This is a genomic window from Vibrio sp. 1CM7H (assembly GCF_023161645.1).
Classification (GTDB): Bacteria; Pseudomonadota; Gammaproteobacteria; order Enterobacterales; family Vibrionaceae; genus Vibrio; species Vibrio diabolicus.
This window is the reverse complement of sequence record NZ_JALNTV010000001.1, coordinates 105,616-129,654: the sequence shown is the minus strand read 5'-3', so window position 1 is coordinate 129,654 and position 24,039 is coordinate 105,616. Positions and strand designations below refer to the sequence as shown.

Below are 24,039 nucleotides of genomic sequence, written 5' to 3'. Positions count from 1 at the left end.
CCCTATTTGGTTAAGCACCAAACTGAGTGATTTGATAGAAAGGAACGTTGCCAACGCCATGGACATTGACTAATGCTGCGCCGCCAGTATTTGGAATACGCACTTGCTCAACAGTGCCAGCCATGAGCACATTTGGACTTGCTTGCCCTTCTTGCACTTCTACTGCCACTGAGTATTTGCCTGGTTTAAGACCAAGTTCTTCAGGATTAATTGAAAAGTCGACGTCACCTTTGCCGTGAGCACCTAATGGCACTTTAGTAGATTGACCAAACTCATCTTTCACAACTAACGTCACTTGGTTTGAGCTATGAGCGAGTTCGATTTTTCCGTTCTGTACGCCTTCACCAAGCTCAAATTCTTTGGAGTTGACGTAAACAGTTTGTCCGACGAGCCCCGCTGTCGATAGCACTTGCATGTTGTCGAGGAGAATCATGCTCTGTTGCATTGTCTTGGACATATTCTCGGTACTTTGAACTTGAGAGAATTGAGCCAACTGACCAACGTATTCCGTGCCATCAAGTGGGTTAAGTGGATCTTGGTTTTGGATCTGCGCCACCATCAAAGAAATGAATTCGTTCTCTAATGAAGAAGCACTGTTCATATCTTTAGGGTTTGGTGCAATGCCATTGTTCTCTTTTGCTTTAGTGCTCACCGGAGCATCAGACGATAAAGGTGTATATTGTGCGAGACTCATTAACTGCCCTGCCCTAATCTAAGCAGACCTTGCTGCATACTTTTCACATTTGATAACACTTCAACATTGGTTTCGAAGCTACGTGTCGCTGACATCATGTCTGCCATTTCAGCCACGACATCGATATCTGGGTAATACACATAACCTTCACCATTGGCCAACGGGTTGTTTGGCTCAAAGCGTTTCTCGGCTTCTCCCGCATTTTTCACAACGTCAACAATGCGAACTTCAGCATTGGGATAAACCCCGTTTTCCGTTGTCAACTGCGCTTTTTGGTACACAGTCGCGAATACGGGCTTCAGCGCTTTATAAGCGTCATCTGGATTTGCAGACACCGCGTCCGCATTAGCTAAGTTACTGGCGACCGTGTTAAGACGCACAGTTTGTGCTGTCATCGCGGATCCAGTGATCGAGTAAATATCAGTGAATGACATAATTAACGTCCCTCAATCGCTTTCGTTAAGCCATTAAATTTCATGTTGAGAAACGTCAGGCTAGTTTGAAAGTCCATGTTGTTTTGCGTGAATTTCGCTTGTTCAACACCCAGTTCTACAGTGTTGCCATCTTTGCTGTTCTGGTAAGGCACCGAGTATTGGGCCTGAACCTGAAACTTAGGCACTGGTTTGTTCACACCGCCTGCAGCCACCTGGTTCATTACGGTGGTGAAACTTAGGTCTTTCGCCAAATACCCAGGGGTGTCAACATTTGCTAGGTTACTGGCAAGGACTTTGGTACGCTGAACGCGAAAATTAAGTGCCTCTGGATGTACACCTAAAGCATTTTCAAATGTGATCGCCATGCATCTTCCTTACAGTTGGCTCGAATACGTCAACATACAAACAAGATGCGTGCCATAAAAAATAGCTATATATATCAATGATTTACAAACAAGGATGGAAGCCAAACTTCCGGCTCACGGAAAGCATTAAAAGCAAGGGGAAAGTGCTTACTTCCTCAACATTGATGCTAACTCTGCTTGCTCTAGTACCAGGACAAACTTTCGCCAACACCTCTGGCAGAACCCTAAGCGTTGAGGAGATAAAATCTGTTGTAGCAGAGCATTTCAAACAAGAAGTGGCCCAAAATGCTCACTCTAACCAGTGGGGAGAATACCAACTGGATTTCGACATGTGGGTACCAGGCTCGGCGAATCACCTACCTGAGTGTGAGTCGCCTCTGGTCATCACTGGTCGCGACAATCAAGCGTTGCCAGTTGGAAACCTTAAGCGCTCAGTAAGTTGCGATGACATCGCTTCACCCTGGCGAATTAACGTCACGATAAAATCTTCTCTGACACTGCCTGTCTTGGTTGCCACAACCACGGTCGGTCGAAATGAAGTTGTGACTGCCAAGCACGTTAAACTGGAAACGCGCACCATCTCGCGACAAGACGATTTTTATACTCGCCCAGGACAAGCAATAGGCTTAGAAACCTCTCGCCGTTTACGTGCAGGGCAAGTGGTCAACCCATCCAATTTATCGGCTCCACCTTTAATCGAAAAAGGCAATGAGGTCATAGTGATTGCGAGCAAAAATGGATTTAGCGCCAGCACGAAAGGAGTCGCCTTAGAAGATGGTGCGAAAGGGCAACAAATTGAAGTAGAAAACCTAAGTTCTGGCAAGGTCATTAGAGCTGTCGTAACCGGGTTAAACCAGGTTCATACTCAATTTTGATTTTGGACTCAGAGTAACATTTTTTAATTTTGGCTCTCGTCAGTAACGCTGAATTTCGAGTACAAAAAAATATTTAATGTTTATCACATCCTAACCGCCTACTTAATTTAGAACATGATGATGAGGACCACAGCATGAAAATCGACAAAGTCGCGGGCGGTCATGTCCCACAAACAAAATTACAGCAAGCAAGCAAACAGCCTGTCGACGTCGTCGAACAGAGCAAGGTACACGAGCCTGCATTTCAAGCGAATACCGTAGCGATAGATCGCGCTCAAGCTGAAATGGCATCACTACCTGATGTTGATATGGAAAAAGTAGAACAAGTACGTAACGCATTAGCGCGTGGCGAACTTAGCCTAGATACAAAAGCACTATCAAAGGCGATCATGCAATTCCATACAGGTCACGAGTAATAACACACTAGGAAGAGATCATGGCAAGCGCAGTATCGCAGCGAATTCAACAATTTATTCGCTCAATACCTGAGGATATCAAGCTCTATCAACAACTTATCCCTTTGCTTCAACAGCAAAAAACGTTGTACTTAAAGTTTGATGGTGAGGCACTGAGCAACAATGTTCAGAAACAAATGCCAATACTCAATAAACTTAGCCGCTCAGCCAGTGATAGAAGCCAGTGTATGCGAGAGCTGGGGTTAGCGTGTAATGACGCCAGCGTAAAACGAATTTTCAATGCTTTGCCTGCCCAAATAGGTATGCAAGCTAGAAAACAATGGGCGCTATTGGAAACGTTGGTAAGTCAGTGCCAACAATACAATCAGAGCAATGGCCACAGCTCTGCGGCGTTCCATGAGTTGGTCAGTCAACTCAAACAACCTGTGCAACACACTTATGAAGATAAATCGTTCTAAACGATGTTCGTCTTGCCTACAGATTCAGTCGCCATCTCGGCTGAGTACTGTAGGCCTTTTTATTTTTATCGCCTTACTATCCTGCCTTTCAATCACCAGTCAGGCGAAACCAAGCCCAGCTGATATTCAAACGCAATATCAAGTTTTAGCCCCATACAAGCCACAAATTGCCAAACGTCTCGATTCATCCAGCCTGGTAATTCATCACATTTTCAAACAACTGCAAAGCCACTCTTTACCAAAGAGTCTAGCCTTAGTGCCAATGTTGGAATCCTCTTACAACCCCAAAGCCGTTTCTCATGCCAACGCCGCCGGACTTTGGCAACTGATACCAGCAACAGCTCAACGATTCGGGTTGACTGTAGATACAAAACAAGACGATCGTTTTGATACAGAAGCAAGCACAGCTGCAGCACTCAAGTATCTGACGTTTTTATACAACAAATTCGATCAAAACATGGCGCTGACATTAGCGGCCTACAATGCAGGTGAAGGGCGTGTCGCACGCGCTATTCAGCGAGCAGGCAGTAACGACTTCCAGAAGCTCACACTACCTAAAGAGACTCGCCAATACGTTAGTCGATTCTTCGCGCTGGAAAAGTTGATAGATATCGGTCAGTTACAATCCTCATCATTTCAACCTTTACTCTTATTTGCTTCAGATGCTCCGATGGTTTCGCAACCGCTGATCGACTTTAGTCCACTACCTCCGTTGGTCAATTTGTGATAAAAATCACGACAAAATCCAATGTCAGAAAAACGTAAAATTACAAGATCGTGTTCGGCCAATTTGAAAACTCGTGATCTCTATGCAAACGTGTGCAAAAAAGTTGAGGTAAGGTATCTCAAAGATAAGAAAGAGTAGTGGTTTATTAAAAGGTACCCAAATTGCGCTTGCCAATTGGGTAGATATGCGTCACATTGCGTTTGCAAAAAACATGAAAACCAATGGTTGGACCTAATAATTATTTACACACTAAATGTAAAACAGCTATTGTTTTCATAGTTCGAAACAAATTTAAAATATCAAGATGACGCTTCGCTTGCGCGTCTGGAATAAGTCCGGGTTCCGGGGGGGAGTCCGGACTTTTTTTATCGATTTAAAAGCTGACCTATCAACAGAACAATGAGTGGGTAAGTCACTATGAGGCAAGCTAAGTTATTTATAGTAATTCTTTAGAAATCAACTGAAGCAAAAACGTTTCGCGCTCGATGCTCATGCCTTTTTTCGGGCTTTCTGCCATGGTCTTTTCATTGTGCGCTATCGCTTCGTGAATGTTCATCCATACTGGACGCATTCCATTTTTAACTTCATAGTCTTCATAAGCCGTTTCGCCTAACTCACGATCGATTTTACATGTATAGCAATACGACACCATGTGCATTACGTCAGCGTCGTCTTTGTACCAAGGACGAAATTCCTCAAAGATCCCGAAAGGCTTAATACCATGGATATTCTGCGCGCCGGTTTCTTCTTCTAGTTCACGAACTAGTCCAGCAATCACATCTTCACCATCATCAATACCACCACCAGGCAAAGTGTAGTCATGGTAACGCTCTGTATAGAGCAACAACACATCTTCACCATCTAGTACGATGGCGCGTGCCGCATTGCGCTGGAAAATAATTTTGTCGTCCAAGTGCTCAATGTCCGGATGAACGGTCGATTTTAAGTGTCTCATCGAAAATACCACTGTCATGTTTTGCGCGCATATTACCGAACTTCACGCTTTAAATCATCGTTGTCGGTCCAAATGCGTTCAAGACATTGGTTTGAACGCAACGGTTCTAACCTTCGTAACAATCCGCAACAAATAGAAGTGTGACGTGATAACCAGTAAAAGATGAGAATATCTAAATTCTTATACGTCCCTCTTACTTTTAACATCGATAAGACAATAATCTCTGAAAGTTGCCTATAATCAATACAATACTCGCCCACCCCATGCGGAGATAAAGAATGAAAAAGACAAATTTAATGATGGCTATGGCTGCAACGTTGGTACTGGCTGGTTGTTCAACTTACGAAGGTGCCACTCGCTCGACTGAGTATACCTCCGTCGCAAATCCTGCAGCCGTTTACTGTGTTCAGCAAGGTGGTGAGTTGGATACCGTTTCGGAAAATGGCGAACGTGTGACTTACTGCGTGCTGTCTGACGATAATCGTGTCGAGCAATGGGAATACTATCGCGACAATCATAAAGAAAGTGAGAGTGGCGACTACTAAAATTTTTTGTCGACACGCCAGATTCCCTCTATCACTTAGGAGCCTTTAGGCTCCTTTTTTATTTGATTTATCAAAACTTTCTCACTTCATTTTTACATACCTCTGACTTTACCGCATATCGACACTATATCGAACAGTGTTCTATTCTTGACATTTCTCTGACATAACTTTCCACTTGGACAATAAAATCCCAAACACAGATCACACTAATTCACATTTCTTCCACATTTTCTGGAACAGGTGAGCAAGATGAAAACACAAATAGTAAAAGAAGCCGAGTCAGCCCCAAGCAACGTTGTTACTGAAGAGTCAAAGCGCATCATTTATAAATCGAGTTTAAGCGCATTGATGATTGTCGCTATCAGTATTCTCGTTAACCTCAGTCTTCGCCTTGATTATGTCGTGTTGGGTTCAAGCCTTGGTGAGCTTTCCATAACAGAAACACTCCAGCTTGTGATGCTCGCGATTGCATCGTGGTCATTTTTTAGCCTATCTAAACAACAGCCTCAGCTAAAGCATGCGGCCATTTTGATTGCCGGCTTTTTCGCGGTGCTCATTATTCGTGAAACAGACTATTGGACAGACATGATTCGTCATGGTTCTTGGGTTTTCCCTGCGCTCGCTGTCACCGCACTGGCTTGCGCCAAAGCTTACCAAGGTGGTAAAGGTACCATGAACGAAATGGCGACCATCTTAACGGTTCCCCACATGAAACTGTTAATTGGTGCCGTGATGCTATTGTTGGTCTTCTCTCGCTTGTATGGCATGGGCAGTTTTTGGCAACAAGTGATGGACGAGAACTACATCCGTGATGTTAAAAATATTTCGGAAGAAGGCATGGAACTCCTTTGCTACTGTTTGATCGCATTGAGCGCAGTCCGCACAAAACGCGAACTTAGTGAATAGACTCAGGATCCAAGCGGCGGTTCAATGCAGTTAATATCGGATGAACGATCCTTAACGCTTGTTCCGCAGCTCCTACAGATTCATCCAAGGCCGTCATTTCGACGGCCTTTTTCATGTCTTCAATCTGTTGCAAACTATCTTTATCGAGTGGTAAAGCGAGCAATTTCTGAATGGCATGTCTCGCGATCATAAGCGGCTTCTTTCGGACAACCGATAAGTCTCGTAAAAATGCTCCCTGCTTGACCCCTTCTAAATAAACTCGGTAAGTCGTGAGTTCATCCAGTAATAAAAATGCCGCCGCCACAGGCCCTTTATGTGGGTATGGTACGCTGATATGTTTGTTGATATCCAATGGTAAGTTGAGAGTAACGCCCATGGATGCGCACTCAGATTTTAGTACTCGTAATAATCCCTGCTCATCCATCAAGGTTTGGATTTCTATGATTCGCTCAAGGTGGTAGTCATTCGACAACAAGGTGACCTCAACCGGACGCGCTGACCATAACTGGAACAAACCACTATCACACAAAACACGAGAAGCGTAACGCATGTTCTGAAACGTATTCAAAGAGCGATTTTCTAAAAGTACTTGATGTTCAGGGAACGGATGCACAGCGACCGCATTTAGAGATTTAAAATAACTGTACATTGCATCTGCTTCAGAAATGCGTTGACCTTGCGTTAATCCACCACAAAAAATAATCGCCGTTCGCTCTGTCGGCAATGACGCAATCGTATTAGATAAGGCTTCGACTCTTGTTACCCCTTCAACGGTCAATCTGCTATTGACGAGGCGTTTACCTAAAACAATGACCACATTGTCTAACTTCATTTCAAAATCTCGCGCTTAGTTGGCAGTGTTACAAAAATCTTCTTTCACTCCCGGCCTACAGGCTTTAACATCTAGTTAACAACACTGTTCTAGAGACCTTTATAAAGGTTCACTGCTAAAGGAAGTCAATTATGCTGTCGATTTTCGATATATTTAAGATTGGTGTCGGGCCTTCTAGCTCCCACACTAATGGTCCTATGCTTGCCGGATTCCATTTCACTCAACTAGTTAGCGACTCTATGGCGAAAGTGCATCGGGTGCAAGTGGACCTTTATGGCTCATTATCGCTCACTGGTAGAGGGCACCACACAGACCGAGCCACTGTCCTTGGTTTAATGGGAAATAAACCCGATACCATTAAAATGAGTAGCGCTAAAAGTGCGCTACAAAATACTATAGACAACAACACGCTGCTGCTCGCTGGTACGCACCAGATTGAGTTTAGCTACGACCATGACATCGTCTTTCATAGTGACAACCTTCCCCTGCATGAAAACGGAATGACGATTACTGCACTAGACGCTGCGGGAGACCAAGTGGCGTTTGAAATTTATTATTCCATCGGAGGCGGATTCATCGCCACCGCTGACGAACTAGAAAGCGGCACGCAACAAGATGAAGTCGCGGTACCATTTCCTTTCACATCAGCGGATGAGATGCTGGAAAAAGCCGAGACTAACGGTTTTAGTTTGGGAGGTATGATTCTACAAAACGAACTGGCATTCCGCTCAGATGAAGAAATTAGCCAAAGAGCAGAACAAATTTGGAAAGTGATGTCGCTCTGCATGCAACGTGGTTTCGATACGGAAGGGATTTTAGAAGGTGGTCTCAATGTCACTCGTCGTGCACCAAACCTTTTGAAAAAGCTCGAAGCCAACGCTGCAGTTGAGAATGATCCAATGGAGATCATGGATTGGATTAACCTCTTTGCCTTTGCGGTTAGCGAAGAAAATGCAGCTGGAGGACAAGTCGTTACTTCTCCAACTAATGGCGCTGCAGGGGTTATTCCGGCGGTATTGATGTACTACCATCGCTTCATCAAAGAGCTTGATATTAAACAGCTGAAAGACTTTCTCGCAGTCGCTGGCGCTATCGGCATCTTATACAAAACTAACGCGTCAATTTCCGGCGCCGAAGTGGGTTGTCAGGGAGAGGTCGGGGTTTCTTCATCCATGGCAGCCGCTGGTTTAACGGCGCTCAGAGGCGGCAGTAACGAGCAGATTTGTATTGCTGCGGAAATTGCGATGGAGCATTCATTAGGAATGACTTGTGACCCGATCGGCGGCTTGGTTCAAGTGCCTTGCATTGAAAGAAATGCCATGGGCGCAATGAAAGCCATTAATGCCTCACGTATGGCATTAAAGCGCACGAGCAAATGCCTTATTTCATTAGATAAAGTTATCGAAACCATGTATCAAACTGGTAAAGATATGAACAAAAAATACCGTGAAACTTCCTTAGGTGGCTTGGCCGTCATTCATATGGCACCGCCATGCGAATAGTCAAATAAGCCCGCTATATCATTGCTGGCGATGCACTTCGTCAGCAATTTCCTTTCTCGCAAGACCTCTTTTTATTTGCCAGTAATCCTATAAAACCCCCTTTAGCCCCAATCAGTAATAAATACAACAAAATTAAACAAAAACAGAATTAAGCACTACTATATTCAAATTGATCTAGAACAACACATTAGTATTTAGCCACCTAAGCATTAGAAAATATAGTGCAGCATTTCCACGTTATGCGACAATTATTTCAATACTCAATCTTTCGTTTCATTACTATTTAATAGAAATAACAATACCTACCTTTCTCCGCTAATGTGAGTACAAAATTATGTGGAATAAACTAAATAAATCCATGATGTTCTGCCAAATGATGTTTGGCTTATCATTTTACGGTGTATTAGTAAGTCTAACTCGATTTTTTCTAGAGGATCTAAATTACAACGAAGCCGATACGATGATGATCGTTGGTGCTTTTTCGGCGATCGGGCCACTTTTCGCGATTGCGGGCGGCTTTATTGCAGATAAGTTTTTAGGCGCTTATCGCTCACTTTCTATCGCATATTTCGCTTTTGCATCCGGTTACGTATTACTCGTGTTGGGGGCTTCTGCTTCTAACGTTCCACTTTCAATGTGTGGTATTGCGCTCGCCAGTTACGGCCGCGGCCTGATGTCACCCTCTTACCCTAGCCTCTATAAACGAACGTTCAAATCACAAGAAGATTTTGAAAAAGGATACCCAATCAATTATTCAGTGAATAATGTTGGCGCCTTTTTAGGTCAATATTTGTTCCCAATGATTGTCCTTGTGATCGGCTTTAATGGCGGTTTTACCATCTCTGCTGTTATGGCAGCAGCGGCATTGATCATGCTATTGGTATTCCGCAAAGATCTTGTTGGCGTAGCCTCTGAGCTTGATCAAAAAACCGTAAGTTTAAAAAACTGGGTACTTTTTGCATTGATTTCATTGGCAATGATCGCGTTGGTATTTTTCATGTTTTCAAACATGGATATTGGCCAAAATATCGTATACACCATCGGAGGGGCGGCGATCGCATACTTCATATCTCTGATGCTTAAAGCAAGCAAAGCTGAGTCTTTGAAGATGGGGACCATCTTAATTGTGACCTTGCTGACAACCTGTTTCTTTGTTTACTACGGACAAATGATGACCTCGATGAACATGGTTGCTATCAACACATTAAAAGGCTCTCTATTTGGTTTTATTCCGCTCGAACCAGAAGCAGCAATGGCAATGAACCCGCTTTGGTGTATGGTTGGTGGTCCTATCGTAGCTGGCTTTTTTGGGTTGCTGGAAAAGCGCGATATCTACCTCTCTACCGCGACAAAAATCGCCTTGGCATTTGTACTGACCGCGATAGCGTTTGGTATCTTGACGTTTGCCGTGACTACCGTGGGTGAAGATGTCGTGATCATGCCAGAAATCTTTCTCGCTATTCACTTCTTCCAGGCGATTGCAGAAGTCATCGTGGGTTCGATGGTCGTAGCGTTTATTCTTTCCGTCGCGCCGAAGCACATCGAAAACTTCTCTGTTAGCCTATTTTCTGTGGCAATCGCATTAAGCGGTATTATTGGTGCTGCATTCTCAACCTCTATCGCGTTAGAGAAAGGACAGACCATCACACAAGACATTGTACAAAACGTATATGGTGATTATTTCCAATTACTCACTGTCCTTGCTGTCGTGATGGTCGCTATCGCAATGGCAGCGTCACTCATTATTCGCAAGATGCTTGATGCGGCGAAAGAAAGCGATACTCAAGCGCAACCAGTCGAGATCGAAGCTGGGGTTGAAGTTCAAAGCTGAGTTTGATGATTTACCTATCTCAAAATATAAAAAATGCCGCGATATTCTCGGCATTTTCTTAACAACAACATGTTCGATTAATCACGTCGACCACGAAGTTCAATTTTTTGTGTAGCAGCATCCGTTTGGATGATTACCCCGCCATAAGCCGTTTCATTTCGACCTTTCAGCGTCAGTTGAGAATCTGCGCGCTCGACGTCGACCTGATTTTTCGTAGCCATCGTCATATCAATCGTGCCCGTGTATGACCCATCGCCAGCTAATGCTATGTTTGTTGAGCAAACCATCAAACCAAGTGCGATTAATTTTTTCATACGTCACCTCTGTTTTTGTTCTTACTTTCTTTCGATGAAAAAACTGTAACAACAGAAACATGTTCATACGAGGAAAGTCATCATTTACCAAATGGAAACCCAAACCACTAAATTGATATGACCAAGCCTATTTGCTGCCCACCGTCGCCTTCAATAAACCATAAGATACGACAGCATGCTTAAATTGACCGAACGTTGTCTTTTATTCAGAAATTCAGAGATATGATTTCTCGGCAGAAGATAAATGAGACGATGTATGAGCATTAATCTGGACATTCAAAACATATTGGTATTAAAACGGATGTATGAGTTACGTAGCGTCCGATTGGTGGCGGATTCACTCGGAAAGACATCAGGATCAATCAGCAAAAACCTGACAAAAATGAAAGCGCAGCTCGATGATCCTTTGTTCATTCAGACTAAAAATGGCTTTGAACCGACGGCTTTTGTCGAAGCGAACATGCCACATTTTGAACAAATCCTCACCAGTATTGATTCCATCAAACCACAGAGTTTTTCACCCGCTCATTTTGACGGCTCGATCACTATTTATGCGAACACATTGTTTTGGGATTACTTTGGTGACAAGTTTTACTTAGAATTACTAAAACACGCCCCAAAAGCAAAGTTCTCTTGTTTACGTTGGGGGAGCGACGCGAAAAAGCGATTAACTGAGGGTGAAAACGCTATTGCGATTCATTATTTTGATGAGGATCTTCCGCAGTCAATTATTCAAAACGAACTAGGTCGAGGAAAAGCCGTATTTTTTGTTCGAGATGAGCATCCCGCTCAACATTTCCAAGAGCTAGAAAACTACCCCTTTTTACTTTTCAAAACGCCGGGATGGAACGACTACCGATACCCGTTGTTGGAAAGGCTCAATCATATGGGGTTCAGAACCACACCTAAGGTAGAAATTGAACATCCTGCGATGATTCAAAAAGTGCTCCTACAAACGGATCATTTTGGTATAACCATGAGTGGACATGTGCCTAAGGGCTGCCGAAGTATCGCGCTTCCTGGCGGGTTAGAGCTTGATGTTCGCTACGTGATGAGCTGTCGTCGATCACAACAGCAAGCCCCGATAAACCAGTGGTTATTCAATGTCATTAAAGATATCACCCAGCCCTAACCTAAAAGTCCTAGGGTGATTACTTGTCTATGTTTTCTTAGGTACTCGATATCGTTGAGGTAAGCGGTATGATGGCAATCTTCTAGGTTCGCTTGAAACCTATCATCACCTTGAGCGGCGCCCCCTCTCATATAATCAACTAACGCGGAGAGTCGATGTGTCATCACCTCCACCAGCTCTTCCCGTTCCAATCTCGAACACCCATAAGCGTCGCAGAAGAGTTTTGCACGCTGAATTTGTTGCTCCAAACAGCCCATTTTATCGTGCTCATCGGTTTTAAATGGTGCCCAACCATAGACCGAAAAAGCGACATCCCAAACTCTTGGCGCAGGATGCGCCGTATCAAAATCAAACACACCAACGACAAACTCTCCACGGAGTGCCACGTTATATGGCATGAAATCACCATGACAAATCACCTCTTGTGGTGTTCGTGGTGGCAGCATCCAGTGCAGCGCTTCATTTTGATATTGCTTAAGGAAACCCTCAGATGCATCGTGCATATCGCGTAACATTTTTGCCGCAGATTGGAGCGCGGAAACAGAAGCAATGTTGCCAATCAATGGATAGTTGTAAGTCTCTCCTTCGACATAGCTAACCCACTCTTTTCCTTTTTCAATACCAACCGCTTTAGGGCATGCCGTAAAGCCTCGTGAATGAAGATAGGTAAGTAGCTGATGGATAGTCATCGTCCAATAACTGGCAGGACGAGATATCAAATTCCCTTTTCGATAGATGGCATTTTCTCTACCGCCTTGCATTGTTTCCATAACAGTATCCTGTGTGGATTAAGCGCGCATCAGATAACGTAAAGCTAGATCATCATACACTCAAAGCTTTTAGAGAAGGTTGACTGACCCTATAAGAAACCGCGCATTTTGTTAGGTAAATCGCAAGAATAAGTACCGCTGTAAAAATAGACCGTAAAACATCAAAGGCTTTGTATTAACCATTGGGCAAAGGTGTTTACGTGTGACTTTTCTGATGCTCTAACCATCATATAGTGTGCGCCGGAGCTGGGCATACCCCAATCTCCGATTTGCACTAATATCCCCTGTTGCAGCTCATCCTCAACAAGAAAGTCTCTCACCAGCAATATACCAAGTTGATTGGTTGCAGCTTGAATAGCAAGCAATGAATGTTCAAATTCGGCTATCACTTTGCTCACCTTGCCTTGATAACCTTGGTACGCAAACCATACCTGCCAAGATTCATGATAACCCCCAGTGCAAATTTTAGGTGTTTGAGACAACTTCGTGAGGTCATCAATCGGATTTAACTGAATAAAGCCGGGGCTTGCTACAACGATCCAGTTTTCTTGGGTAAGCTGAATAGCTTGTTGTTCTTGCCAATCGCCATCTCCGTTAATAATTTCTATATCTGCGATCGCACTGGCGTTTGGAACCGTATTCGCGGTTGTAGAGATCTTAAAGGAAACATCTGGAAATTGACGCTGAAAATCGGCCAGCCTTGGCATTAGCCATTGTGAGCAAAAACTGTGGGCGACATGTAAGGTAATTTGCTTGTTCTGTGGGCGAGTAAATAAATGATGGGTCGAGGTTGATAAGGTTTGAAGCACATGGTTAACCACAGGCCAGTATTCTTTTGCTGAGCTGGTCAGCGTAAGGTGCGTGCCCTTGCGCTCGAATAATGTTGCATTTAACTGCAGCTCTAGCGATTTCACCTGCTGACTGACGGCCGCACGGGTCACATTGAGCTCCTCTGCGGCTTTAGTGAAGCTCTGTAATCGCGCCGTGGCTTCAAACGCTCGGAGCAAATTAAGCGGCGGTAAACTTTGCATAACACTCTCCCAAATACTCAGTAGCCATGGTATGAACTGGTGATGACAAATTGATGAAAGTGCTGAGTTTGTTAAGCGGGATCAAAAAAGCCAGCGTGATACACGCTGGCTTTTGGAACTGTCTCTCAAGCAGGAATTATTCTGCTTTCTCAGTGGTTTGGTATTCAAACGCTGGGACAACTACTTCAACACGACGGTTCATTTGACGACCTTGACGTGTTTCGTTGCTTGCTACTGGGTTAGCTTCACCCATACCTTTCACTGTCATACGCTCAGCCGCAATACCTTTTGCTTGGAACTCGTCAGCAACGGCTTTCGCGCGTTTTTCTGTAAGTTGCTGGTTGTACGCAGCAGAACCCGTCGTATCACTGTAACCCGTGATCTCAACTTGAGCTTGTGGGTAAGTGTTCATCAGATCAACGGTACCAGAAAGGGTCGATGCATCTTTCACTTCTGCACTTTCTAGGTCGAATTGTACTGTCGCTGTTGTTTGAGCAGGGTAAACATGCTCAACAATACGTGTTGCAGGGCGTGTTTCTACTACTTCCTCAACCACTTCTTCTTGAACGACTGGCTCAGAGCCGAACTTGTAGTTAAAACCAATACCGAAGAAATCTGAATCCATATCTTCAATCACGTCATCAGACATATCTTGGTAACGTTGGTATTCAGCACGTAGGCTCCAGTTGTAGTTGATTTTGTACTCAGCACCTAGAGAGCCTGTTGGTACGAAATCTTTTTCGTCACCCGCCATCATGTATGCAGCACCAACTTTCGCGAATAGATTCCAAGAATCCGTTAGCGGTAGGTTGAATTTAGGAGCAAGCGTCAACGCCCAAAGATCACCGTCAACGGTGTTTAGGCCCGGCTTTTTGAAGTTTGCAGTGAAGTCACCAAGGTAATCAACACCGTACTCTGCTGCAACGTACTCGTTGAAGCTGTAGCCCAGGTGCATAGATGCTGCAAAACTGTCGTCGTCACAAGGTTCGTTTAGGTAACACGCATCATTTAGAGAGTTGTAACCTACTTTACCGCCCATGTAAGTGTCAGCAAGTGCAACGTTTGAGATCACACCACCAGCAAGTACAGTAGCCACTGCTATAGCGATTTTTTTCATTATTCTTTTCCTTTTTCTTGTACACAAAGCAACACATCGAGGCAGCATACTGCCGTAAAATATGAAGCCGTAACTTTCTCTTTTCTTCGAACAGAAATAGCTAAATAGCGTAGGAAAGAATCAAAAAATGATATTCAAACGCCAATGACGTAAAACGGAGAAAGATAACCTCAAGACCATCTATTCATGAGCTTCATCCGCATACCCAACCGAGAAATAAAGTCTCGTTGCGTTGGTTTAGCCATAGTCAATTCGTTGCGGAGAATATCACAAAATAGCCAGTTTTCTGTGACGCAAATCACCATAAAAACCCATATTCTCAAATTTAAGAATCGATATTTAAGCCTGTGAATGGCAACAAATTTTTACAGGAGAGAATGGATACCGAAGGCATAAAAAAACAGCTCATTTAAAATGAGCTGTTTTCGAAATAATGAACAGACGTTAAGTTATCGAACTAGATTTTATCCGCCACGGTAAGCGTTGCAGCTAAGACATCTTGCCCAAATAATACACTGCGTTCTGGTGACCAACCATAAAGCGGATCTGGGTGATTGTTGTTATCTTTAAATGGCATCTCGATCGTGTACGACAGGCATTTGAACTGCTCCGCGACCCAGTTTGAGCCTACCGTCAAATTCGCTTTACCCGGCTCATCTTTATCATAACCAATCTCATCTTGGAACTCAGGTGTAATAGTCAGTAGCGCTTGCTTAAATGATGCCTCTAAAGCGGCAAGATTTTCATCGTAAGAAGGAATACCTTCTGAGCCAGCGACGAAGTTGTAAGGAATTGCTTCATCACCATGGATATCTAAAAACATGTCAACACCCGTTTCCAGCATACGTTGACGAACAAGGTAGACTTCTGGACTTTTCTCCATAGACGGAGTTTGCCATTCACGGTTCAAGTTCACGCCTACCGCGTTCGTACGCAAGTGGCCGCGAATACCACCGTCTGGGTTCATGTTTGGTACCACGTAAAGCACTGCTTTTTCCAGTAATGCACGCGCAACCGTGTCATTTTCATCCAGTAAACGTTGGATCATGCCTTCCATGAACCATTCAGCCATGGTTTCACCCGGATGTTGGCGTGCAATCATCCAGATTTTCTTTTTGCCTTCTTCCGGCTCACCAAACGTTAGCAAGCTCATGTCATTGCCGTCTAATGTGTGGCCTAGTGTTTCTAGTTGGCAGTGGTGCGCGCTTTGTGCCATGTGTAACAAGTCTAAATGACGATCGTATGTGTAAGGCGCAAAGTACGCGAAGTAAATTGAGCTACGCTCAGGGATAACAGTGAAAGTCAGCGTGTCGCCATCGAACTCTGCTGGTATACGGAACCATTCTTCACGGTCGTAAGACGCTACGACATCATAACCTTGCCACCCTTCTGGATAAGCCGACTTAGCCAAATCAAGCAGTTTGATCGTGTGCGACTGCTCGGCTTCGGTTTCTAGACGGAAATGGAACCACTGGTAGAATTCTGACATATTGTCATTAGGGATTTTAAGTTGGATGTCATTTTTGTCGTCCGCTTTCACTACGTGAATGCTGCCGCTATCGAAGTTGCTGAATACTTTCATTATATTACTCACCTTTTAAATCTGAGCTTGAAAGACAGAGGCTAACACAAGGCTACATCGCCCCCCAATGACTTTCACTGCAAACTGTCTCGTTTGTGGCTAAAGTCTTCAGTTTAGTCGAGCTTATCCGCTTTGCCTGCTGGTCCTGCGAGTTTCGCTAGCCATTTATCCCAAACAAACGGATGTTTCTCATTATCTTCCGCTTCCTCTTTTCGGCGAACAGCATTTCGTACCATCATTGCTCCCAGCCAACGTATTGGTTCTGGTGGAAAATACCCAAGCGGTCCTTGCGCTAAACCACTTCGCGTCCATTCGTTATCTAGCCCTAACACCAACGACGATAAAATTTTTCCACCCATTCGAGTTTGGGCAACGCCGTTACCTGAATAACCAAACCCGTAAAAGACATTACTTTGCTCATCCAATTGGCCAAAAAAAGGAAACCCAGTTGCGGAACGATCCGAACCGCCAGTCCAAGAGTACTCAAATTCAGCCCCTTTTAAGCGAGGAAAAAGGTTGTCGAATGATTTTTTTAGTAGAGTTTGATAACGCGTCGGCTTGTTAAACATCGCGTCAACTTGGTTGTTGAAAGAGAACTGATTACCGCCTTTGCCTAGCATCAAACGGCCATCTGGCGTATCTCGGTAATAATGTACGAAGATGCGTGAGTCCAACACACTCGAACCCGCTTGCCAACCAGATTGAGACAAAGTATCACCAAGCGGCTTGGTGATCACCATGTCGGAAGAGACCACCACGATACTGTTTTTGAACTGTTTAAACTGCTCCACCATCCATGCATTTAATGCCAACACCACCTGCTGCGCTTGAATGTTTCCTTTAGGTGTACAGACGGTGGCAGGTTTTCCATAATCTAGACGCGTCATTGGCGTGTTCTCATAAACTTCTACACCCAGATCAATAGCAACACGGCGTAACCCTCGCGCGAGTAAGGCGGGTTGTACGTTAGCAGCAACCGGAGAGTGATAGCCTTCAATATGGCGAGGTGAACCCGCATTGGCACGCAGTTCCTTCACCGAGCAACGACGCCAACTGTTCACATCTAGCCGTTGTAACTCGTCGACAACTGGCTGCATTCCACCTTTCTGAGCCTGATTGGTTGCGGTGTAATAAACCCCTTTTAAAGATAATTGCGCATCGATATTGTATTGCTGACAAAAGTCGTCAATCTCCAACACCGCTTGTTCCGACTCTTTTACCAACCAAACAGCATGTTCTTCACCGAATAACCGTTTCAACGTCGGAAACTTTGTCGACCATGTCAGCATACAGCCGCCATTCGCGCCAGATGCCCCACTGCCACACAACCCCTTTTCGATAACAACCACCTGTTTTTCAGGAGATTGCTGCTTAATCATAATCGCTGTCCAAAGTCCGGTGTAGCCACCACCGACAATAGCAACATCGGTATCAATATTTTGATGTAATGGTTGCGGCATTTCTGGCTGTTCAGCTTCAATGGCCTGTTTGAACCAGTATGAACTATGTGTCATCGGATATCCTTGTTAGTGCGTTGCATCGTTTCTGTAAACACTTTACAAACGATGAGCACAATCAACGAGCAAGAATATCTAACGCTGAGCGATAGCAAATGTTGCGCTGAGAGAGTGGAAGTTTCCGCTATCAATGAATACAAAAATGGGGAGCAGCGCTCCCCAAAACAAACAGCAAGGATATAAATTATCGGAAAATCGAGACCGTCTTAGTGGTTAGTATTTACCGGTTTCACGCATGCGGTACTCGTATTGAACATTGAGAATAGGCTGGTATACAACTTGCCCGTCACTTTGCAAGAACTCATTCACCATGACTTTTGAGTCAGTGATAGAAAACGACTGGCGATCAACATACTCTGTAAGGCTTGTAAACTCGTCACGAAGCTGACCTGGTGATTTGCTTTGATAGTTCTGAATCATGTCACGACCCATTTCATAAGCCGCTTGTTTGCTATCCATAACATCACCATGGATCGTTTCGGTATCGTTTGTCCACTGATAGCCACCAGCAAAAACAACAGAAGGTGCAGCAGTCAGAGCAATCATACTTGCTAAAGTCATTAAGCGTTTCATAAACCTCTCCTTACTTACCTTTATATCGGACCTAAATTGGCTCGATATTTATAAGGTACGTATAAAGACCAGAAACACGTCAAAATAATTTCAAATAACGTTCAATTCTTGTTCAACTCATTTCACTTTAACTTAGCAACACGGCATCATACTCTGCCAACACGAGCATTTTTCTACCTCGTAATCACAACGTTCAAAGTGGCTTCCAAACTGACATTTCCTTACCAACCCATACAATACCTAAGGTCAATTTTCTCTTAGAATCCCAACAAAAGAACAGTGTTCAAAACCTTATATAAACGTCGGGCACAGCAAAACCTCCCCTTTTAGTAGTGCTTTGCATTTCCCCCTTTTTCGGGTTCTTCGCTGCTCGTCCGTCGGTTCTTAATTGTGGCTGTTGAGCACACGTTAATCTGGAGTGAAAATGACCGCGAACAAATCCATTTTTTACCATAGCAAATTAATTTACTCAGATGATTATGCTGATGTCTATAAGCCAATTTGGACCTACAGAGCGAAGTTCATCTTGCGCGCACTTTACTACAAACGAGCGTTTAAGCATCTGTCAGATAATATTGAATCGTCATTGCTAGAGATGCTTTGTGCACGTACGCACCGATTTTTAGAAAAACCGTTTCGTCCCTACATCATCAAAAATAACTCAGCGTTCGATCGTTCAAACCTAGTGGTTGATCACTACAAAACCATTTCAGAGCTGTTTTCTAAACAGACCATTGAAGAGATCTATACCGATTCAACTGGCTTAACATTAACATCATTTGAAATCGACGAGACATTGTACTCTGTGCGATTGGTGTACGAAGCGCGTTACCAAAAAGAAGGCGACATGAGCCTAGTGCTACACAGCGCGGAGGATGGCAACTTCTATACGCTCTCATTTACTCTCGGCCACATAGAATCTGGACGCAGCATTATGATTGGCGGCTTACAAGGGCCACGCAGCAGTGAAGAGAACAACGCGAAAATTAAAAAGTTAACTCGTAAGCTTTACGGGCAAAGACCAAAAAGCTTGATGGTGAGTTTGCTCACTTTACTCGCGCAAATTTGGGAAGTGAATACGATTCTAGCGGTAAAAACACAATCCCATACTTATGCTGCACGACGCTACAGTAAAGGACGAATCAAAACGGATTACGATGCACTCTGGCAAGAGTTGGGCGGCACCGAATACAACCGTCATTTCTACTCACTCGATGTGAATGCTCCGCGTCGTGATATCGAAGGCATGTCGCGTTCTAAGCGTTCGATGTATCGACGTCGTTACGAATGGTTAGACAATACCAAAGCGGAGTTCATGACAAGGCTACGTTAACCCAACGCACCACATGACGTTTTGTTTTTTCATTTTATGATTCGGAGTTTTTATGTCTTACAAGTACGCCGTTGCATGCTTACTGTCCGCACTTTCCTTAACGGCTCATGCACAACCAACCCAACATGTTGTTGGAGCAAATTTAGGCTACGGTAATGTTAGTTACGATGTGAACAATAGCCATGATAAAGGTGACATGTTCCTTGGTGATGTATATTACCGTTACATGTTCGATCACAACTTTGGTATTGAAGCCGGCTATAAGGGCGCATTTAACGGCATTGGCTCCGTACTTATCAGTCCCTTAACAGAAATCACCGATGTCAGTTATGGCGGACCTCGACTCAGCGGTTACGCAAGTTACCCTCTGGGAGCTGGCTTTGAGCTTTACGGGAAAGGCGGTGTCACTTACTACACGTTAAGTTATACATTTAAAAATAATGGTCAGAGCAAAGAATATGATGAGTCCAGCCTTGGAGGCGAGGCCGCCGCTGGTGTCGCTTGGGCCTATAAACACTTTGGTTTGAACTTGGAGTACAACTACGCCAAGAATAGCGATTTTGATTCTGGCGGTGTGATGTTTGGTGCACAATTGCGATTTTAAAAATTTAGCTGTGCCAAGGCACCGAATCGACATCGGTGCCTTATACCTCAAGCAGAGCTCAATGACATAATGATTCCGCTCAGGATCAACAGCACCCCGACGCCTCGCGTGAAATACCATTTTTCAGCCAACAACCACACGCCCATTAATAAACCAAATACAATGCTGATTTGTCGCAAAGCCACAACAAGGCTGACGTTATCAGTCATAGTCATCGCAAACAGCACCAAGCCGTAGGTGGATGCCATCATGATGCCAGCCATGCTCGCACTTTTGCGAATCATCCAAGCGGTTTGTAGTTCTTGCTGACTCCCCGAAACAATACACCACAATAAAACCGGTACTCCCATAACCCAAAACTGCACGCCTAGATAAAAAATCGCGCTATAGTGGTCGTTAAGAATGGTCGATGTTTGTTGAGTTAGCAGATTCAGTGCTTGCTTGTCCACAACGGAGTAACCCGTCGTGCCAAACGCCGCAATCAAGGCCCAAAACACACCAACATTCAGGTACTCCCCAAGAGTAATTTGACGAAAACTGGTCACTGGAACTAGGACACAACCTAAAGTAATAAGCAGGAAACCCAACCACTGCTGAGCATTCAACTCATAACCTAAGGCGACGGTGAGTGCGCCCACCATCATTACAGGAAGTGCTCTCGCAATCGGATAAATCACTCCCACATCGGCGTGCTTGTAGGCCACGATCAAACCAACCAAATAGACGATTTGAGATAAACCACTGATAAACAGCATTCCCCAAAACACGCTGGGCAACGTCGCCCAGCCAATGTTAAAGAGATACCAAATAAGGTAGGGCGTGAGTAGAAGGCAAGCAGATAAACTTGCCGCCATCGTAAACGCGAGCCCTGAACCAGCGTTGCTTTTACCAAGAATATTCCAGCCAGCATGCATAACCGCAGACAATACAACGAGTGCGATTGCCAAGAGATCCATTCCGTTTTCCTGTTTATGATATTTAGATATCCTCATGGTGCTTGGGTACAACAAAGGCCCCAATATGGAGCCTTTGAATTTGAGATATAAATTGCTCGCTGCCAACTAGACAGATGCCCAGCAAACAGAGATTAATTCAGCTCTGCGACAGACTCGATGCTGATGGCATCATGACGCCAGTATTCGATGTCACAGTCAATCAACTCGCCATGTTGGTTGTAGTTGATACGTTCAACCACCATTGCAGGCGTACCAGACGTCGCGCGCAATGCCTGTGCCACCTCACCCAACAAAGTACTAGTCGAAATTCGGTAACGAATTTTTTGATACGTCACACCGTAGTGTTCACGATAAATGTCGGTTAACGAGTTTGATAAATCATAAGACAATAAGTTGGGAAATATGTCTGGTCGAATGTAGTTCGTTACATAAACCACCGGACGCTCTTCTAGGTAACGAACGCGGTCGACACGAAATACGTCTGAAAACGGCTGAAGGTCCAACAAACGAGCGGCCAATTTATTAGCCAAGGTGCCTTTTGCGGCTATCACTTCTGTTTTTGGCACGCGATTTTGCGCTTTTGCCATGTTTGGGAAGTTCAACGTTTGGGTTGGGTCGTAACGCAATGGCTCGGGTGAGATAAACCAACCTCGGCGATCTTCGCGATAGATTCGACCTTCTGCTTCCAGCAGTGATAAAGCTTCACGCAGAGTGACGCGTGTAGTATCGAACGATTCCGCCAACTTACGCTCTGCTGGCAGTTTTTGACGCGGCGATAGCATGCCCGCTTCAATCTGTTCAACAATCGAATCTTTAATTTTTACGTATTGCACGAAGTGTCCTTATCTTTTGCGCCAAGCTTGTGTGCGATTCTCTAACAATTTACCCAAAGTCATCTGAACAATCTTCGCAATTGCGGCAGCCATCATGATCATCACCGCCATTGCCGCAGCAGCGCCAGTTTGACCTGCATCGTCCATATTCAGAATCGAGACCGAAGCCGGAATCGTATCGGTTGAGTAAAGGAATACTACCGCAGAAGTGGTGGTCAATGCATTAACAAACAAGTAAGTTGCAATGTCCAAAATCGCAGGTAAACACACAGGTAATGTCACTTTAAAGAACAACTTGTATTGAGTAAGCTTCACCGATGCCGCCGTGGCTTCAATCTCCGATGGCAACTGCTTTAGTGCTGTCAGGGCTGTCATGTGACCCACCGTGTAGTAATGCACTACCGTGTTAATTACCAAGAATGCCATGGTGCCATAAAGCACATTCAGAGGATTGTTCGCATCATTGAAGTAAAAGATGTAACCCAAGCCAAGCACCATACCCGGAACCGCCATTGGCACCACGCTAAGCATTTGCATCACCTGACGAATTGGACCAAACGCACGCCCTTTCTCAATGCAGTAAGCACCGACAAAGATGATGGCTGTACCGATCACTGCCGTCCAACCTGCCAGCGTTAGCGAGTTGAAGAATGGGCTCCAACCGTAAGTGCTCATTTCAGCAAAGTTGTAGTTGTTTAGCGTCAGTGTTTTGTTCCAAGGCCAGAACGTAACTAACGAGCCATACACCGCCATGCCAAGCACTGCCAACACTGCAATAGAAATGATACTGCAGTAAACCAAACAAATGCTGTCGCGCGCTTTGTTAGGTTCTGGCTGATAAGGTACCGAGCGTGTGTCGAATAAGCTCTTCTGCTTTTTCTGTACCCAGCGGTCTGCGCCGAACGCCATTACCGCAGGGAATAGAAGCATAATGCTGGTCACCGCACCCATGGCAAAGTTTTGCTGTCCCACCACTTGCTTGAAGATGTCAGTCGCCAGAACGTTGTAGCTTCCACCAATCACTTTCGGCACACCAAAGTCCGTGATAACCAGTGTAAAGACGACGATAAGCGTACTGATCAAACCGTATTTCGCCGCAGGTAACGTCACCATAAAGAAGGTTTTGATGGGTGATGTTTTCAGTGCGCGGGCAGCTTCATACAAACGGGCATCAGAAGTACGCAGTGAAGTGGTCAAAATCATCAATGCATGAGGGAAGGTCCAGAAAATCAAACCCATAGAGATACCAATCACGCCGTAAACCGAGTTTCCTAACAACATCTCTTTGGCAATGCCTTGATTACCGAAAAGGAAGATCAAACTGATCGCTGGCAACAACGAAGGCGCAAGGATTGGCGCGGTACCTAGGATTTGAAACAAACCTTTAAATGGCATACATGAACGAGTCAGCGCGTAGGCATAGCCAAACGCAAGCACACCCACTACTGAGGTCACAATCACGCCCAAAGTGAAGGTGTTTCCCACCGACACCCACAAGCTTGAAGAAGAAAAGTACGTCGCAAAGTTTGCCAATCCGACAAATTCGCCATTGGCATTTTGCACACTCTTGGTCAACATTGCCCAAAGCGGCATTAAGATGAACAGCACCATCATAGTCGACAAACCAGCGAGCAAACCGAACAACACAAGGTTGTCGCGGCTGACACGTCCGAGTAGGGATTTTGCTTTGTCTTGCGTGGTTAGGCTATTCATCGTCATTGTCTTCGCATCCATGTT

The 24,039-nt window shown here is 44.6% G+C and carries 26 protein-coding genes; 11 read left to right on the top strand and 15 right to left on the bottom strand.

The features are described 5' to 3' along the window. Positions 1-10 precede the first annotated feature (10 nt). Genes flgD through flgB form a run of 3 tightly spaced genes read right to left on the bottom strand, consistent with a single transcriptional unit; the run spans position 11 to position 1,493 of the window. Positions 11-694, bottom strand: a complete 684-nt coding sequence (flgD, locus tag MSG33_RS00600; RefSeq protein ID WP_005395303.1) for a flagellar hook assembly protein FlgD — start codon at positions 692-694, stop codon at positions 11-13. Then, positions 694-1,128: a flagellar basal body rod protein FlgC gene (flgC, locus tag MSG33_RS00595; protein WP_005395305.1), complete on the bottom strand. Its 435-nt coding sequence runs from the start codon at positions 1,126-1,128 to the stop codon at positions 694-696. Before flgC ends, flgD begins: the two co-directional genes overlap by 1 nt. 2 nt (positions 1,129-1,130) lie before the next feature. Beyond that, positions 1,131-1,493: a flagellar basal body rod protein FlgB gene (gene flgB, locus MSG33_RS00590; protein WP_005395306.1), complete on the bottom strand. Its 363-nt coding sequence runs from the start codon at positions 1,491-1,493 to the stop codon at positions 1,131-1,133. Between the two features lie 77 nt (positions 1,494-1,570). On the opposite strand from flgB, the gene flgA reads away from it, so the two are divergent. The 4 genes from flgA (at position 1,571) to MSG33_RS00570 (ending at position 3,969) form a co-directional block, all read left to right on the top strand. Continuing rightward, positions 1,571-2,368: a flagellar basal body P-ring formation chaperone FlgA gene (flgA, locus tag MSG33_RS00585; RefSeq protein WP_047008010.1), complete on the top strand. Its 798-nt coding sequence runs from the start codon at positions 1,571-1,573 to the stop codon at positions 2,366-2,368. Between the two features lie 134 nt (positions 2,369-2,502). Beyond that, on the top strand, positions 2,503-2,784 hold the full coding sequence (flgM, locus tag MSG33_RS00580; RefSeq protein ID WP_006741305.1) for a flagellar biosynthesis anti-sigma factor FlgM: 282 nt from the start codon (positions 2,503-2,505) through the stop codon (positions 2,782-2,784). A gap of 20 nt (positions 2,785-2,804) precedes the next feature. Then, positions 2,805-3,242: a flagellar export chaperone FlgN gene (gene flgN / locus MSG33_RS00575; RefSeq protein ID WP_006741304.1), complete on the top strand. Its 438-nt coding sequence runs from the start codon at positions 2,805-2,807 to the stop codon at positions 3,240-3,242. Then, positions 3,223-3,969, top strand: coding sequence for a lytic transglycosylase domain-containing protein (locus tag MSG33_RS00570; RefSeq protein WP_104970254.1), 747 nt, complete (start codon positions 3,223-3,225; stop codon positions 3,967-3,969). Before flgN ends, MSG33_RS00570 begins: the two co-directional genes overlap by 20 nt. 436 nt (positions 3,970-4,405) lie before the next feature. Here MSG33_RS00570 and MSG33_RS00565 read toward each other — a convergent pair whose 3' ends face one another. Further along, entirely contained in the window at positions 4,406-4,924 is a 519-nt protein-coding gene (locus MSG33_RS00565; protein WP_005395311.1) for an NUDIX hydrolase, read from the bottom strand. Between the two features lie 278 nt (positions 4,925-5,202). Here MSG33_RS00565 and MSG33_RS00560 point away from each other — a divergent pair, with 278 nt between their 5' ends. Both MSG33_RS00560 and MSG33_RS00555 read left to right on the top strand, forming a co-directional pair. Continuing rightward, positions 5,203-5,469, top strand: a complete 267-nt coding sequence (locus MSG33_RS00560) for a DUF333 domain-containing protein (RefSeq protein ID WP_005395313.1) — start codon at positions 5,203-5,205, stop codon at positions 5,467-5,469. Between the two features lie 249 nt (positions 5,470-5,718). Then, on the top strand, positions 5,719-6,375 hold the full coding sequence (locus tag MSG33_RS00555; protein ID WP_085343320.1) for a hypothetical protein: 657 nt from the start codon (positions 5,719-5,721) through the stop codon (positions 6,373-6,375). On the opposite strand, the gene MSG33_RS00550 is transcribed toward MSG33_RS00555, so the two are convergent. Beyond that, positions 6,365-7,207, bottom strand: coding sequence for a YdcF family protein (locus tag MSG33_RS00550; protein ID WP_248379369.1), 843 nt, complete (start codon positions 7,205-7,207; stop codon positions 6,365-6,367). The two genes, MSG33_RS00555 and MSG33_RS00550, sit on opposite strands and share 11 nt — an antisense overlap. Positions 7,208-7,338: 131 nt before the next feature. On the opposite strand from MSG33_RS00550, the gene MSG33_RS00545 reads away from it, so the two are divergent. Next, the gene (locus MSG33_RS00545) at positions 7,339-8,709 is read left to right on the top strand and encodes an L-serine ammonia-lyase (RefSeq protein WP_248379367.1); all 1,371 of its coding nucleotides are present in this window, start codon (positions 7,339-7,341) and stop codon (positions 8,707-8,709) included. A 334-nt stretch (positions 8,710-9,043) separates the two neighbouring features. Beyond that, the gene (locus MSG33_RS00540; RefSeq protein ID WP_248379366.1) at positions 9,044-10,540 is read left to right on the top strand and encodes an MFS transporter; all 1,497 of its coding nucleotides are present in this window, start codon (positions 9,044-9,046) and stop codon (positions 10,538-10,540) included. A 77-nt stretch (positions 10,541-10,617) separates the two neighbouring features. On the opposite strand, the gene MSG33_RS00535 is transcribed toward MSG33_RS00540, so the two are convergent. After that, entirely contained in the window at positions 10,618-10,854 is a 237-nt protein-coding gene (locus MSG33_RS00535) for a hypothetical protein (protein ID WP_005395322.1), read from the bottom strand. A gap of 256 nt (positions 10,855-11,110) precedes the next feature. Between MSG33_RS00535 and MSG33_RS00530 the strand changes: the two genes are divergently transcribed. Continuing rightward, positions 11,111-11,986, top strand: a complete 876-nt coding sequence (locus MSG33_RS00530) for a LysR family transcriptional regulator (RefSeq protein WP_104972261.1) — start codon at positions 11,111-11,113, stop codon at positions 11,984-11,986. Here MSG33_RS00530 and MSG33_RS00525 read toward each other — a convergent pair. The 6 genes from MSG33_RS00525 to MSG33_RS00500 all read right to left on the bottom strand — a co-directional run bounded on the left by MSG33_RS00525 (position 11,983) and on the right by MSG33_RS00500 (position 18,576). Then, complete coding sequence (locus MSG33_RS00525) at positions 11,983-12,756, bottom strand: aminoglycoside phosphotransferase family protein (protein WP_248379365.1); 774 nt, start codon at positions 12,754-12,756, stop codon at positions 11,983-11,985. The two genes, MSG33_RS00530 and MSG33_RS00525, sit on opposite strands and share 4 nt — an antisense overlap. Positions 12,757-12,917: 161 nt before the next feature. Continuing rightward, positions 12,918-13,787: a LysR substrate-binding domain-containing protein gene (locus MSG33_RS00520; protein ID WP_048624707.1), complete on the bottom strand. Its 870-nt coding sequence runs from the start codon at positions 13,785-13,787 to the stop codon at positions 12,918-12,920. A gap of 136 nt (positions 13,788-13,923) precedes the next feature. After that, positions 13,924-14,904, bottom strand: a complete 981-nt coding sequence (locus MSG33_RS00515) for an OmpA family protein (protein WP_005395330.1) — start codon at positions 14,902-14,904, stop codon at positions 13,924-13,926. Positions 14,905-15,361: 457 nt separating this feature from the next. Beyond that, a complete protein-coding gene (locus MSG33_RS00510) occupies positions 15,362-16,486 on the bottom strand; it encodes a M14-type cytosolic carboxypeptidase (RefSeq protein ID WP_005395332.1) in 1,125 nt (374 codons plus the stop codon). A gap of 113 nt (positions 16,487-16,599) precedes the next feature. Next, on the bottom strand, positions 16,600-18,000 hold the full coding sequence (locus MSG33_RS00505) for an FAD-dependent oxidoreductase (RefSeq protein ID WP_248379364.1): 1,401 nt from the start codon (positions 17,998-18,000) through the stop codon (positions 16,600-16,602). Between the two features lie 216 nt (positions 18,001-18,216). Beyond that, on the bottom strand, positions 18,217-18,576 hold the full coding sequence (locus tag MSG33_RS00500) for a DUF3316 domain-containing protein (RefSeq protein WP_005395335.1): 360 nt from the start codon (positions 18,574-18,576) through the stop codon (positions 18,217-18,219). Between the two features lie 424 nt (positions 18,577-19,000). On the opposite strand from MSG33_RS00500, the gene MSG33_RS00495 reads away from it, so the two are divergent. Both MSG33_RS00495 and MSG33_RS00490 read left to right on the top strand, forming a co-directional pair. Next, a complete protein-coding gene (locus MSG33_RS00495; protein ID WP_248379363.1) occupies positions 19,001-19,909 on the top strand; it encodes a VirK/YbjX family protein in 909 nt (302 codons plus the stop codon). 52 nt (positions 19,910-19,961) lie between these two features. Continuing rightward, positions 19,962-20,513, top strand: coding sequence for a porin family protein (locus tag MSG33_RS00490; protein WP_248379362.1), 552 nt, complete (start codon positions 19,962-19,964; stop codon positions 20,511-20,513). Positions 20,514-20,560: 47 nt separating this feature from the next. On the opposite strand, the gene MSG33_RS00485 is transcribed toward MSG33_RS00490, so the two are convergent. The 3 genes from MSG33_RS00485 to MSG33_RS00475 form a co-directional block, all read right to left on the bottom strand. Beyond that, positions 20,561-21,469 carry an EamA family transporter gene (locus tag MSG33_RS00485; protein WP_193447461.1) on the bottom strand — a complete coding sequence of 303 codons (909 nt, stop codon included), beginning with the start codon at positions 21,467-21,469 and terminating at the stop codon, positions 20,561-20,563. A 131-nt stretch (positions 21,470-21,600) separates the two neighbouring features. Next, the gene (phnR, locus tag MSG33_RS00480) at positions 21,601-22,302 is read right to left on the bottom strand and encodes a phosphonate utilization transcriptional regulator PhnR (RefSeq protein ID WP_053808131.1); all 702 of its coding nucleotides are present in this window, start codon (positions 22,300-22,302) and stop codon (positions 21,601-21,603) included. 9 nt (positions 22,303-22,311) lie between these two features. After that, positions 22,312-24,036, bottom strand: coding sequence for a putative 2-aminoethylphosphonate ABC transporter permease subunit (locus MSG33_RS00475; protein WP_248379361.1), 1,725 nt, complete (start codon positions 24,034-24,036; stop codon positions 22,312-22,314). Positions 24,037-24,039 lie beyond the last annotated feature (3 nt).